The 12,873-nt window shown below is 68.9% G+C and carries 11 protein-coding genes; 4 read left to right on the plus strand and 7 right to left on the minus strand.

Annotated features, from left to right (window positions below; translation table 11 throughout):
* Positions 1-140: 140 nt before the first annotated feature.
* Positions 141-1,742, plus strand: a complete 1,602-nt coding sequence (locus RQG77_RS11690; RefSeq protein ID WP_311244874.1) for an Ig-like domain-containing protein — start codon at positions 141-143, stop codon at positions 1,740-1,742.
* A 100-nt stretch (positions 1,743-1,842) separates the two neighbouring features.
* On the opposite strand, the gene RQG77_RS11695 is transcribed toward RQG77_RS11690, so the two are convergent.
* The gene (locus tag RQG77_RS11695) at positions 1,843-2,382 is read right to left on the minus strand and encodes a small multidrug efflux protein (protein WP_311244875.1); all 540 of its coding nucleotides are present in this window, start codon (positions 2,380-2,382) and stop codon (positions 1,843-1,845) included.
* Positions 2,383-2,535: 153 nt separating this feature from the next.
* Between RQG77_RS11695 and RQG77_RS11700 the strand changes: the two genes are divergently transcribed.
* Together RQG77_RS11700 and RQG77_RS11705 are read left to right on the plus strand one after the other, a co-directional pair.
* Positions 2,536-3,759 (plus strand): histidine kinase, encoded by a 1,224-nt coding sequence (locus tag RQG77_RS11700; protein WP_311244876.1) that lies wholly within the window; start codon positions 2,536-2,538, stop codon positions 3,757-3,759.
* Positions 3,756-4,358 carry a response regulator transcription factor gene (locus RQG77_RS11705; protein ID WP_056309526.1) on the plus strand — a complete coding sequence of 201 codons (603 nt, stop codon included), beginning with the start codon at positions 3,756-3,758 and terminating at the stop codon, positions 4,356-4,358. The genes RQG77_RS11700 and RQG77_RS11705 overlap by 4 nt, the downstream gene beginning before the upstream one ends.
* 208 nt (positions 4,359-4,566) lie before the next feature.
* Here the strand turns inward: RQG77_RS11705 and RQG77_RS11710 are convergent, their stop codons facing one another.
* Both RQG77_RS11710 and RQG77_RS11715 read right to left on the minus strand, forming a co-directional pair.
* A complete protein-coding gene (locus tag RQG77_RS11710) occupies positions 4,567-5,289 on the minus strand; it encodes a cation transporter (protein WP_311244877.1) in 723 nt (240 codons plus the stop codon).
* Positions 5,289-5,621 (minus strand): helix-turn-helix transcriptional regulator, encoded by a 333-nt coding sequence (locus RQG77_RS11715; protein WP_200934033.1) that lies wholly within the window; start codon positions 5,619-5,621, stop codon positions 5,289-5,291. The genes RQG77_RS11710 and RQG77_RS11715 overlap by 1 nt, the downstream gene beginning before the upstream one ends.
* Before the next feature lie 126 nt (positions 5,622-5,747).
* Here RQG77_RS11715 and RQG77_RS11720 point away from each other — a divergent pair, with 126 nt between their 5' ends.
* A complete protein-coding gene (locus tag RQG77_RS11720) occupies positions 5,748-6,230 on the plus strand; it encodes a GNAT family N-acetyltransferase (protein ID WP_311244878.1) in 483 nt (160 codons plus the stop codon).
* Positions 6,231-6,236: 6 nt separating this feature from the next.
* Here the strand turns inward: RQG77_RS11720 and treZ are convergent, their stop codons facing one another.
* Genes treZ through RQG77_RS11740 form a run of 4 tightly spaced genes read right to left on the minus strand, consistent with a single transcriptional unit; the run spans position 6,237 to position 12,827 of the window.
* Positions 6,237-7,994: a malto-oligosyltrehalose trehalohydrolase gene (treZ, locus tag RQG77_RS11725; protein WP_311244879.1), complete on the minus strand. Its 1,758-nt coding sequence runs from the start codon at positions 7,992-7,994 to the stop codon at positions 6,237-6,239.
* The gene (gene treY / locus RQG77_RS11730) at positions 7,991-10,339 is read right to left on the minus strand and encodes a malto-oligosyltrehalose synthase (protein ID WP_311244880.1); all 2,349 of its coding nucleotides are present in this window, start codon (positions 10,337-10,339) and stop codon (positions 7,991-7,993) included. The genes treZ and treY overlap by 4 nt, the downstream gene beginning before the upstream one ends.
* Entirely contained in the window at positions 10,336-12,546 is a 2,211-nt protein-coding gene (gene glgX, locus RQG77_RS11735) for a glycogen debranching protein GlgX (protein ID WP_311244881.1), read from the minus strand. Before glgX ends, treY begins: the two co-directional genes overlap by 4 nt.
* Positions 12,543-12,827, minus strand: coding sequence for a hypothetical protein (locus RQG77_RS11740; RefSeq protein ID WP_259160348.1), 285 nt, complete (start codon positions 12,825-12,827; stop codon positions 12,543-12,545). The genes glgX and RQG77_RS11740 overlap by 4 nt, the downstream gene beginning before the upstream one ends.
* Positions 12,828-12,873 lie beyond the last annotated feature (46 nt).

Below are 12,873 nucleotides of genomic sequence, written 5' to 3' on the forward strand. Positions count from 1 at the left end.
GGGGATCAGTCCCTCTTCAGTCACCTACTGTGCTGGTATATCGGTGCTGTATTCCGGTAACGCCGTAATCAGATCGCCATTGTCTGATCTCTTAGATGAGTCGCGACTGGGAGCGGCTCGAAATCGGACTGGGGATGACGATGACTGGGGAGAACACCGCCGTGCGCGCGCACGGAAGGACGATCGGCCGAAGCATGGCGATCGACGGCAAGAAGAAGACGCTGCGGGGCCGAGGGGTCGTCGCGATCATCGTGGGGATGATCATGGGCGTGGTCGGCATGCTGGGGGCCGCTCTGCCGGCTGCGGCGGCGCCGACCGTGACCTATCCCGGGGCGATCAGCAACGTGTCGCTCGAGAATCAGAACGGCGGTGGGCCCCTCGTGCAGTGGCAGGCCGTGCGGATCTCGGGCGAGTGGGCGGTCCCGGCAGGAGCGCAGGCCGGCGAGACCTTCGGCATGACGCTTCCTGCGGAGTTCAGCCGTCAGGCGGCGGGGGAGTTCACGATCGCCGATCCCGTGACCGGTGAGATCATGGCGAACTGCGCGGTCACCGCGGGCCAGGGTGCTGAGATGGTGTGCACGCTGACAGACGCTGTCACCGGAAAGGAAGACGTCGGCGGAACCTTCTGGATGCAGGCTCGGGCTTCGCAGACGACCGCCAGCGAGACGGTCGAGTTCGACCTCGGTGACACGATCGAGATCGTCGACCTTCCCGGCGACGGCGGCATCGTCGCCGAGAACCCCGTAGAAGACGCGAAGCCCTACAAGTACGGCGGCATGACCGCGACCGACGGGCTGCTCAAGTGGGTCGTGGGGATCCCGAGCGCATATGTCGCCGCTGGGGCATTCACCATCACCGACACACTCGACGCCGGACTCACAGGTCACCATTACACGGGCGAAGTGCGACTGACTCAGCGCGCGATCGAGAACGGAGCACAGGTCGGAGACTGGAGCGTCGTCGACCCTGCGAGCTATCAGGTGCGCTTCGCGGCCGACGGGCGATCGTTCGAGCTCGAGGCCACCGGGCTCCCCACCAGCGGCTTCGCGTACGAGCTGCTCTATTACACGCAGGCTGACGGCCCGGTGGTACAGGGCGACGTCTTCGGCAACCATGCGACCGTCGGAACGTTCGAGACGTCTGCGACCCACACGGTCACGGAGTCGGGTGGCGGTGACGGCACCGGGGTCACCTACACGAGCTTCTCGATCTCCAAGACGCTCACGGGTGCCCAGGCGGCTGCGGCGCACGCGGCGACGTACACGGTGCGGTACTCGGTCAAGGGATCCGACGTTCCGGCCACGACGATGGTCGTGCCCGTCGGACAGCCGGTCGTCAGTGATCGTGCTCCCCTCGGATCGACCTTCGTGATCGAGGAGATCGATCTCCCGGTCGTCCAGGGAGTGACCTGGGGCACGTGGACCATCTCCGGTGACGGAGTCGTCGATGCAGGGAACGGCACCTACGAGGTGACGCCCGGAGCAGCGGCCGGCGTGACGCTCACCCTCACCAACATCGCGAACGCGGTTCCGGTGGTCGAGCCGACCCCGACCCCGACTCCGGCGTCGCCCACGCCGACTCCGATCCGCACGCCCGGATCAGCCACGACACCGGGCGAGCTGGCTCTGACGGGCGGCGGCGACGGGTCGGGCTTCCTGGCCCTCGCAGCCGCACTGATCGTCGGCGGTGGGCTCGCGACCGCGGTCTCGCTGAAGCGACGGTCGAGCGTCGGACGTCGCTGACAGTCGCAGGCACAGCAGCGGGTGGTCACCGGTCGGTGACCACCCGCTGCTGCTGTGTTCCAGACGTTGCGTGCGCCTGCCCCCGCCGTGTGCCGGGCGGTCAGCGGATCGCGTAGACGGCGCTGCCGACGATCACGGCGACGATCGTGGTCCAGCCGATGATGGCGACCGCCTGCCAGATCAGGATGCGGACCTTGCCCACGCCGGCGGCGGCGAGCATCGTGGCGGTGAACTGTGTCGGCAGCAGCAGGGGGCCGAGGAGGCTCACACCGGGAACGCCGTAGCGCTCGAACGCCCGCTGGAACTTCTCCTTGCGCGCGCCGCCGCGCTCGGACTCCGCGGGGGCCGACTCGACCGCGGCGCCGCTCGTTCCGGCCAGCACGGCCTCCCGGCTGCGGTTGCGGTTCACGATCGCCGTGCGGGCACCCGAGCTCGCGATCACGAGCACGGCGACGCAGAGGAAGTTTCCCACCATCGCCGCGATGGCGGCGACGACGGGGTGGATGCCGCCGATGATGCCGATCGAGACGGCACCCTCGCCCTCGATGAAGGGGATGGCCCCGGCGAGGGCGACGATGAGCGGCTGGACGAGTTCGGGAACCTGGGCGACGAAGCCCTGGAAGGTCTCGATGAGGTTCATGGATTGCTCCTATGGTCTGAGCGCCGGTGTCTCCGCCGCGATGTATCCAGTCCACCGCTCCTCCGCTCCCGGCGGCAGTGTCGGGCCGTCACTCGTTTCCGGGTGCTTCACCCGCGGCATCCGTGACATGTGTCACGCCCGTATCGTGGGGGCATGCAGAGCACATCCCCGCTGGTCGAGCCGCCCGGCGACCCGTCGCTCGGAGCCCGCCAACTGGCTCGTGGCATCACCGCGACCTGGTGGTACACGTTCTCGGCCGTCGTGTTCCTCGAGCTCTTCCTGGTGCTGATATGGACGCTCGAGGCGTTCGCCTCGCCGGGCGACGCGACCGCGCCGATCGTCGTCGGAGCCGGGGGCATCGTCTGGTGGCTGTCGACCGCGATCCTGCTGTGGGCGTATCGGCACCGCGTCGACGCCGACCCGGGCATCCCGTGGACGCGCATCGCTCTCCCGCTGCTGATCGCCGCGGCGTACGGCGCCGCGGCGGGCCTCGTCACCGACAGCTGGCTGCTCGCACTCATGCCGATCGTGCAGTCCGTCGTGCTGCTCAACTGGCCGAAGGGCGTGCGGCTGCGGATCGTGATCCTCATGACCGTGCTGCTCTTCTGCCTGGCGTTCATCGACGGAGCCCGCGGCGCCATGGAGCCCGGTGCGCCGGGGTGGCTTCCCGCGCTCTACGCGATCCTGATCCCGGCGATGTCGGTGAGCTCGCTGTGGTGGTGGGATGTGCTGGTCACTCTCGACAGGGCGCGCGCCTCCGAGTCGAGGCTCGCCGCGACCCAGGAGCGACTTCGCGTCGCGACCGACGTGCATGACCTGCAGGGGCATCATCTGCAGGTGATCGCGCTGCAGCTCGAGCTGGCCGAGCGGCTCATGTGTCGTGATCCCGATGCGGCTCTCGAGCAGCTGCAGGCTGCCCGGGTGAGCGTCGACGAGGCACGGCAGGGCACCCGCGATCTCGCGACCCGCTTCCGCTCGGTGCCGCTGGGCGACGAGGTGGCGAACGCGCGCGACCTCCTCAGCGCCGCGGGCCTCGCGGTGGAGGCGGAGATCGCGGCGGACGCCGACGACGCACCGGCATCCGCCCTCGGGCCCGTGATCCGCGAGACGACCACCAACGTCCTGCGACACGGTGCCGGTCGTCACGCGCGGCTCACACTCGAGAGGGTGCCGGAGGGATGGCGCTATGAAGTCGCGAACGACGTGGATGCCGATGCCGCGGGGGAGCCGGTCGGCTCGGGGCTCGACGGAGTCAGGCGTCGCATCGCCGAGGCGGGCGGCACTCTGGAGATCCATGACGAGGGCGGTGACTTTGCGGTCGTGGTCACGGTGCCCGCGAACGAGGGTGCGTCCGCCGACCGAGGAGGATCGCGATGATCCGGGTGCTTCTGGCCGATGACGAGGGGATGATCCGTTCCGCGCTTGCGGCCCTGCTGCGGCTCGAGGGCGACATCGAAGTCGTCGCCGAGTGCGAAGACGGAGAGCAGGCGCTCGCCGAGGCTCTGAGGTTGACGCCGGACGTGTGCCTGCTCGATCTCGAGATGCCGGGACTCGACGGCGTCGAAGTGGCCGAGAGGTTGAACAGGGCGATCGCCACGCGGTGCGTCGTGGTGACCAGGCATGCCCGCCCCGGCGTGCTGCGCCGGGCGCTCGCCTCCGGCGTCTCGGGGTTCTTGCCGAAGTCCCGCGGTGCCGATCAGGTGGCCGATGTGATCCGCAGGGTCGCAGCGGGGGCGCGCTACGTCGACCCGGAGATCGCGGCCGACGCGCTGAGCGACGAACGCTCCCCGCTGACCGACCGCGAGCTCGACGTGCTTCGGGCAGGTCGCCGTGGCCAGACGACAGGCCAGATCGCGAAGGCGCTGTCACTCGCCCCGGGGACGGTGCGCAATCACATCTCGGCTGTTCTCGCGAAGCTGTCGGTCGGCACGCGGCAGCAGGCCGTGCTGCTCGCGGAGGAGCGCGGCTGGATCTGACCCGCTCGCCTCGCCTCAGTGAGGAGAGAGGGGAATGCGGGTGGGGCCGTGGGAGGTGCCCCACCCGCGAGCCGCTCAAAGGGGAGAGTGCGACCCGAGACGTGATGCGAGCACATGTCCCCCCAGGCTCACTTCAGGTCTCAACAAGCAAGACCCCAGGGTGCCGGGATCGTGACGCGGCTGTCGAAAGTCTCCGCGAATCGCGGCGTCAGCGGTGATCGTGTGCGTCGTGATGGTCGTGGTCGTGGTCGTGGTCGTGGTCGTGGTCGTGCTCGTGCTCGTGGTCATGTCCGTCTTCGAGGATCATGCCCACCGAGGTGGCGCACGCGTCGCCCTTCCACGCCTCCACGCCTTCGCGCACCGCGAAGATCGCGATGACGAGTCCGGCGACGGCATCCGCCCACCACCAGCCGAACAGGCTGTTGAGCGCGAGACCGATCAGCACGGCAGCCGACAGGTAGGTGCAGATCAGCGTCTGCTTCGAATCGGCGACCGCGGTGGCCGAGCCGACCTCCTGCCCTGCACGTCGCTCCGCGAGGGAGACGAGGGGCATGATGACGACGCTCAGCGCGGTGAGGACGAGGCCGACCGTGCTGTGTGCGGGGCGGTCACCGCCGATCAGCGAGAGCGCTGAGGAGGCGACGACGTAGATCGCGAGGGCGAAGAAGGCGACGGCGATCACCCGCAGCGTCGGCTTCTCCCACCGCTCGGGGTCGCGGCGGGTGAACTGCCAGGCGACCGCCGCGGCGGACAGCACCTCGATGGTCGAGTCGAGGCCGAAGCCGATGAGCGCGGCGGAGGACGCGACGGATCCGGCCGTGATCGCGACGATCGCCTCGATCACGTTGTAGACGATCGTGAACGCCACGATGAGCCGGATGCGACGGTGCAGCGTCGCCCGACGGGCAGGGTTCGGAGTGACCATGGTCATCAGCAGGTGCACCCTTCGCCGTCGCAGCAGTCGGGCTCGACGATCAGCACGACCTGCAGCAGTGCGTCGAGTGCCGGGACGAGGTGCGGATCCGCGAGCTGATAGCGGCTGCGCCGGCCGTCCTGGATGCTCTCGACGAGACCGCACCCGCGCAGACACGCGAGATGGTTCGACAGCAGCTGTCGACTCACGCCGAGATGCTCGGCGAGGTCGGAGGGATACGCGGGCTCTTCGCGGAGCGCGAGCAGAATCGACGCGCGAGTCGAGTCCGACAGCGCGTGTCCCAGCCGGGCGACCGCCGCGGTGTGGGTGGGAGAGGCCGTGAGAGTCACATCACAACAGTACAGAACAAGCTGAACTCAGCGAAGCCTGAACTGGCAGTCCGCAACATCGCCGTAATCCTGGCTCTGTAGCGTGGCGCAGAGCCGGATGGATGCGGGATCGAGGGAGAACGACTGATGACGAGTGTGACGATCGAGCGCGTGGCCTGGACGCACCCGGATGCCGAGCGGCTGCGCGCGGCGCAACGGGTCGAGCTCGACGCTCGATACGGCAGCGACGATCACGAACCCGGCGTCGTACCGTCAGCCGACGACGTGCCGGTCTTCCTGATCGCGCGCGATGCGCAGGGACAGGCGATCGTGTGCGGTGGACTGCGGGTGCTCGATGACGATGTGCTGGGAGACGGCGTCGCGGAGATCAAGCGGATGTACGCCGCTCCGCAGGCGCGCGGAACCGGAGCCGCCACCGCGCTGCTCAGCGCTCTCGAGCGGGCGGCCGATGAACTCGGCCTCCGACGCCTGGTGCTCGAGACCGGCACGGCGCAGCCGGACGCGGTGCGCTTCTACGAGCGTGAGGGGTACGCGCCGATCCCGCGCTACGGTCACTACGTGCAGAGCGACCTCTCGCTCTGCTTCACGAAGGCGCTCGCCGCGGGGTGATGCCGATCAGTCGGGCGGACCGACGATCACCGCCGACTCCGGCAGAACGAAGATCGTGCGGGCCATGATCCGGCCGGGTGCCGTTTCCAGCAGCACTCGGGCATCCGGTTCCAGGTCGAACTCGACCTCGTCCGCCGTCAGGTTGACGAGCACCGAGAGGTGTCCGCGGTCGATGCGGTACGCGCGGGCATCCGGGGGTGCCTCCCGGTGCGACACCTCGACGGTCGTGTGCGCCATGTCGGGGTCGGTGAGTTCGTCGCGCTCCTGCCGCAGCGAGATCAGGCGGCGGTAGAGGTCGAGCAGCTGAGCATGCGGCCCGTCGCCGAGCTCGTTCCAGTCGAGGTGCGAGCGGTCGAACGTCGCCGGATCCTGCGGATCGGGCACCAGCGCCGGATCCCAGCCCATGCGCGCGAACTCTGCGATGCGTCCCTCGGCGGTGGCTCGAGCGAGCTCCGGCTCCTTGTGCGAGGTGAAGAACTGCCAAGGTGTCGATGCGGCCCATTCCTCGCCCATGAACAGCATGGGCGTTCCCGGGGCGGTCAGCGTGAGCACCGCGGCGACGGCCAAGCGCCCGGGCGACAGCGAGGCCGCGAGACGGTCGCCGGCGGCCCGGTTGCCGATCTGGTCGTGATCCTGTGCGAAGGTGACGAGGCGCCAGGCGGGCACGTTCGCTGGCAGGGGAGCACCGTGAGTGCGGCCGCGGAAAGAGGAGTACGTGCCGTCGTGGAAGAAGCCGCCCTCCGACACTTTGGCGACGGCATCCGGTGCGGCGAAGTCCGCGTAGTAGCCGTCGGTCTCACCGATGAGGGCCACATGGACCGCGTGATGCCAGTCATCCGACCACTGCGCCGTGAGCCCGTATCCGCCAGCTTCGCGGGGCAGGATGAGCGTCGGGTCGTTCAGGTCGGACTCCGCTATCAGGCTGAGCGGTCGCTCGAGCTCGGCGGAGAGCGCGTCGACCCGTTCGGCGAGCTCGTGCAGGATATGCGGAGTGCGTTCGTCGTGGAGGGCGTGCACCGCGTCGAGACGCAGCCCGTCGACGTGGAAGTCGCGCAGCCACATCAGGGCGTTCTCGATGATGTACTCGCGCACCGCGGGCTCGTCGAGGTTCACCGATTCGCCCCAGGAGGTGTGCTCGCCGTCGCGCAGGTACGGCCCGAACTCGGGCAGGTAGTTGCCGCTCGGGCCCAGGTGGTTGTAGACCACGTCCTGGATCACCGCGAGGCCGCGGGCATGGGCGGCATCCACAAGACGCTGATATCCGGCAGGGCCGCCGTAGGCCTCGTGCACGGCGTACCAGAGCACTCCGTCGTAGCCCCAGTTCCACGTGCCGCTGAACGCGTTGACCGGGAGCAGCTCGATGTGCGTGATCCCGAGCCCGACGAGGTGGTCGAGGCGGCCGATCAGCGCGTCGAGAGTCCCCTCCGGGGTGAAGGTGCCCACGTGCAGCTCGTAGATCACTCCGCCTTCGAGCGCCCGACCCGCCCAGCTCGTGTCGGTCCATTCGAAACGTGCGGCGTCGAACAGTGCGGACGGTCCGTGCACACCGCGAGGCTGTCGCCGCGAGCGGGGGTCGGGCCGAAGCTCGTCGCTCCCGTCGAGCAGGAAGCCGTAGCGCTCGCCCTCGGACATCGGGACGTCGGTGCTCCACCAGCCCGGTTCCGCCGAGGTCGGCGTCATGTCGTGCTCCGAGATCAGCACGCACGCGGGGGTGAGGCGCCGCAGCCGCACGGTGTTCGCGCGCGGTGCCCAGACCGAGATCATCGCTCCTCCACCAGGAGCGCGACCGGATAGGTGTCGAGCAGCTCCGCCAGCGGAACAGGACCGCCGTCGACGCGTCGGCCCGTCAGCACATCGACGGCGGCGAGGTCGGGCCGCATCAGCACGGTGTCTCCCCATCCGCCCCGACGCGCCAGACCGACCGGCAGGCGGGTGGCCACGGCGAGCACTCCGCCGCGATCGAAGGCGATCGCGTGGTCGGCGGCCTGCCCTGCGGCCGCACCGGGTCGATAACCGTGGAAGAGGTCGGCATGGTCGCGGCGCAGGCGCAGGGCCCTCGAGGTGACGAGCATCTTCGCGAGCCCGGAGTCGTCGATCGGAGGGAGGATGCCGCGGGCGGCGTCCTCGTCGAGGAGGCGGAGCAGTGCGGACCGCTCGGCGAAGTCGACCGGTCGACGGTTGTCGGGGTCGACGAGCGAGTGGTCCCACAGCTCGGTGCCCTGGTAGACGTCGGGAACGCCGGGCGCCGCGAGCTGGAGCAGCTTCGCGGACAGCGAGTTGACGCGGCCGGGGGCGACGATCTCGTTCACGAACCGTTCGACGATGTCTCGCGCGGAGCCGTTGGCGGCCTCGGCGATCGCCGTGACGCCCTTCTCGAACTCGGCGTCCGGGTGCTGCCATCCGGTGCCCTCGGCGGCCTCGCGAGCGGCCTTCAGCCCGTAGGCGGTCAGTCGCTCGGTCGAGACGGGCCACGCTCCCACGACGGCCTGCCACAGGAGCGCGTCGAGGGGGCCGTGTCCGGTCGAGGCGACGGCGCGGAGTTCCGTCAGCGTCTCGGACCAGCGCTCGGGGACCTCGGCGAGAACCGACAGCCGGGCACGCACGTCTTCGGAGCGCTTCGTGTCGTGCGTCGACAGCGTGGTCATCGAGTGCGGCCACGAGGCGAGTCGCGACCGCTGGGCATCGTGGAACGACTCCACCGAGATCGACCCGATCGACGGGTCGCCACCGACCTCGGTCAGCGTGCCCAGCCGGGTGAACCGGTAGAACGCGGTGTCCTCCACGCCCTTCGCCATCACCGCTCCGGTGACCTGCGGGAACCGCTCCGCCACCTCGAGCGTCGTGTCGAAGAGCAGCGGCGCGAGCTCGGCGATCGACTCGGCGAGATCGGGCCGTCGGCGGGCGGCGTCATCGATCGCGTGCTGCAGATGCTCGCGTCCCGCCGGCAGATACGCCCGGTAGACGGGGAAGCTCGCGACGATCTCGGTCAGAGCATCCTCTGCCCCGACCACGCCGAACGGCAGCGCCCGCACCAGTCGGCGGATCTCGGACTGCAGGATCTCGTCGGCGACCTTCCGCTTCGTTGTGAGGATCAGATCGTGCCACGGCTGCGCGACCGGCAGACCGGTCTCGGCGCGCAACCGGGCGTCGAGTGCGTCGAGTGCGTCGACGCCCGATTGGTCGATCAGAACCCGATCGATCTCGACCAGCGCGTCGTAGCCGGTCGTGCCATCGGTGCGCCACCAGGAGGGCAGCTCCTCGCCGGGCTCGAGGATCTTCTCGACCAGGGTGTAGGCGGCGCCGGTCGCGTCGGCGAGACGTTCCAGATAGTCGCCGGGGTGTGCCAGCCCGTCCGGGTGGTCCACCCGCAGTCCGTCGGCGAGTCCGTCGGTGATCCACCGCGCGATCTCCCGGTGCGACTCGTCGAACACGTCCGGAAGCTCGACGCGGATGCCCGCGAGCTCGGAGACGGCGAAGAAGCGGCGATAGTCGAGGTCGGTGTTCTGGTCCTCCCAGAACCGCAGCTCGTAGTGCTGAGCGTCGAGCAGAGCAGGAAGATCCTCTGCCAGAGCTCCGGTTCCAGGAGCCAGCGGCAGCACATGATCGAAGTAGCTCAGAGTCCCGTCGGGAGCATCGTCGGCAGGGGTCGTGTCGATGACGATCTCCCCTACGGCGAGGACCTCGGCGGGCGAAGACCCCAGGATCGGGAGTCGCACCCGACCCTCCGACACCCTCCTGTCGACGTCGAAGGCCACCGCGTGCCGCGAGGCGCGACCGAGCCGCAGCATGTCCCACCACCAGGGATTGGCGCGGGGGAGCGCCACCCCGACATGGTTCGGGACGATGTCGACGAGGATGCCGAGGTCCGCCGCGCGTGCGGCGGCGGCGAAGCGCTCCAGCGCCTCGGGGCCACCGCGGGCGTCGTCGACCCGGGAATGGTCGACGACGTCGTATCCGTGGTCGGATCCGGGCACGGCCGCGAGCAGTGGCGACAGGTAGGCCCAGGAGACGCCGAGGTCGGCCAGGTAGGCCGTGACCGCCGCGGCGTCGTCGAGCGTGAAGCCCGCCCTGATCTGCAGTCGATACGTCGAGAGAGGGCGTCGGGTCATCGAGGCAGCTCCGGGCTCGGTGCGGGCGAGGGCGTCTCGGCGCGCTCGGTCTGGATGCGCAGGGAGGCCTCGACGGAGTCGTCCGTCGGCACCTCTGTCTGGTCGACCTCGCGCAGCACCAGCAGGGAGTGGGCCTCGAGGGTCACGGGAGCTCCCGCGTCGAGTGGCGTGCCGCCCGCCCTGTCTGAGGCGGTGTCGATCGCCACCTCCCAGGCGCGTCCGTGCCGGTCGTCGGGAAGCACGGCGTCGATCGCCTCCGCGCCGCTGTGGAAATAGATCAGGAAGTTCTGATCCGCGACCGGTCGGCCACGGCGGTCCTTCTCGCGGATGCCCTGACCGTTGAGGAACATGCCGATCGCGAGGCCGAAGCCCGAGTCCCAGTCCTCCGGTTGCATCCGTCGGCCGTCGGGGCGGAGCCAGACCACGTCGGGCACGCGCTCGCCGTCTTCGGAGCGCACCGGGCGCCCGTCGAAGAAACGGCTGCGGCGGAAGGTCGGATGCGCGCGGCGGAGTCTGGCGACCGCAGCGGTGAACTCGACGAGGGGGCGATCTGCGGCATCCCAGTCGACCCAGGTCAGCTCGTTGTCCTGGGCGTAGCCGTTGTTGTTGCCGGCCTGGGTGCGGCCGAGTTCGTCGCCGTGCGCGATCATCGGCACGCCCTGCGACAGCAGCAGCGTCGCCAGGAAGTTGCGCTGCTGCCTGGCGCGGATGCGGTTCACGGCCTCGTCGTCGGTCGGCCCCTCCACTCCGTTGTTCTCCGAGCGGTTGTGGGATTCGCCGTCGTTGTTGTCCTCGCCATTCGCGTCGTTGTGCTTCTCGTTGTACGAGACGAGGTCTCGCAGCGTGAAGCCGTCGTGTGCCGTGACGAAGTTGATGGACGCCACCGGGCGTCTGCCGGAGTGCTCGTAGAGGTCGGCGGAGCCCGTCAGACGCGAGGCGAACTCGCCGAGAGCCTGCGGCTCTCCTCTCCAGAAGTCGCGCACGGTGTCGCGGTACTTGCCGTTCCACTCCGTCCACTGCGGAGGGAAGTTGCCCACCTGGTACCCGCCGGGGCCGACATCCCACGGCTCGGCGATGAGCTTCACCTGAGAGACGATCGGATCCTGCTGCACGAGCTCGAAGAACGCGGCGAGGCGATCGACGTCGTAGAACTCCCGCGCGAGAGTCGACGCGAGGTCGAAGCGGAAGCCGTCGACGTGCATCTCGGTGACCCAGTAGCGCAGCGAGTCCATGATCAGCTGCAGCGCGTGCGGGTTGCCGGCATTGAGGCTGTTCCCGGTGCCCGTGTAGTCGGTGTAGTACCGACGGTCCTCTTCGAGGCGGTAGTACGCCTCGTTGTCGATGCCTCGCATCGACAGCATCGGGCCCATGTGGTTGCCCTCGGCGGTGTGGTTGTAGACGACGTCGAGGATGACCTCGATGCCCGCGGCATGCAGAGCGCGCACCATCGCCTTGAACTCCTGCACCTGCTGACCGTGCTGTCCGCTGGACGAGTAGTCGTTGTGGGGCGCGAAGAACCCCAGGGTGTTGTAGCCCCAGTAGTTCGTCAGGCCCTTCTCCAGCAGGGTCGAGTCGTACACGAACTGGTGCACCGGCATCAGCTCGATCGCGGTGATCCCCAGATGTACGAGGTGCTCGATGACCGACGGGTGCGCGATCGCCGCATACGTACCTCGCAGCTCCTCCGGGACGTCGGGGTGCAGTTCGGTGAGGCCCTTGACGTGCGCTTCGTAGATGACGGTCTGCGCGTACGGCGTCTTCGGAAGGCGGTCGCCGGCCCACTCGAAGAACGGGTTGATGACGACGCCCTTGACCATCGTGGCGGCCGAGTCCTCGTCATTGCGCGAGTCGGGATCGCCGAAGTCGTATCCGAAGAGGGGCTGGCCCCAGTCGATGCGCCCGGCCACCGACTTGGCGTACGGGTCGAGGAGGAGCTTGTTCGGGTTGAACCGCTGACCCAGCGCGGGCTCGTACGCGCCGTGCACGCGGTAGCCGTAGAGCTGGCCCGGCTGCACCGAAGGCAGATAGCCGTGCCACACGAACGCGTCGACCTCTTCGAGGAGTACGCGCTCTTCGGTGCCGTCGTCATCGAAGAGGCACAGCTCGACCTTCTCGGCTCCTTCGCTGAACAGCGCGAAGTTCGTGCCCTGTCCGTCGAAGGTCGCCCCGAGGGGGTACGGCGAACCGGGCCAGACGTCGTGGCTCACAGAGCGCGCCGAGTCGCGACGGCGCGGTGCAGGACTGTCGTCACCGCGTCATGGAAGTCGTGCACCTGAGCCACCTCGTCAGCCTGCTGATACGGGTGCCCGACGTAGCAGACGAACACCGGATGCACGTGTTCGACGTAGCCGACGGGGCCTTCCTGGAGCACGACGTAGCGGTCGAGGTCGACGCGTTCGTACAGGGGCTCGACAGGCGCCTGCGCTTTCGCGGGAGCCTGGCCTTCTACGGGCTGGTGGTCATGCGCGGTATGGGTCTTCGCAGTCATGAGGGCTCCTGATTCTGTTGATGGGCTCCACGCTAAGAGGTGAGAA

It is taken from the genome of Microbacterium sp. WCS2018Hpa-23, assembly GCF_031843845.1.
Taxonomy (GTDB): domain Bacteria; phylum Actinomycetota; class Actinomycetes; order Actinomycetales; family Microbacteriaceae; genus Microbacterium.

Bases quoted from the DNA above. Each gene is read 5' to 3' on its own strand.
- RQG77_RS11690 (WP_311244874.1), top strand. From the start codon at position 141: ATGACTGGGGAGAACACCGCCGTGCGCGCGCACGGAAGGACGATCGGC.
- RQG77_RS11695 (WP_311244875.1), bottom strand. From the start codon at position 2,382: ATGAACCTCATCGAGACCTTCCAGGGCTTCGTCGCCCAGGTTCCCGAA.
- RQG77_RS11700 (WP_311244876.1), top strand. From the start codon at position 2,536: ATGCAGAGCACATCCCCGCTGGTCGAGCCGCCCGGCGACCCGTCGCTC.
- RQG77_RS11705 (WP_056309526.1), top strand. From the start codon at position 3,756: ATGATCCGGGTGCTTCTGGCCGATGACGAGGGGATGATCCGTTCCGCG.
- RQG77_RS11710 (WP_311244877.1), bottom strand. From the start codon at position 5,289: ATGACCATGGTCACTCCGAACCCTGCCCGTCGGGCGACGCTGCACCGT.
- RQG77_RS11720 (WP_311244878.1), top strand. From the start codon at position 5,748: ATGACGAGTGTGACGATCGAGCGCGTGGCCTGGACGCACCCGGATGCC.
- treZ (WP_311244879.1), bottom strand. From the start codon at position 7,994: ATGATCTCGGTCTGGGCACCGCGCGCGAACACCGTGCGGCTGCGGCGC.
- treY (WP_311244880.1), bottom strand. From the start codon at position 10,339: ATGACCCGACGCCCTCTCTCGACGTATCGACTGCAGATCAGGGCGGGC.
- RQG77_RS11740 (WP_259160348.1), bottom strand. From the start codon at position 12,827: ATGACTGCGAAGACCCATACCGCGCATGACCACCAGCCCGTAGAAGGC.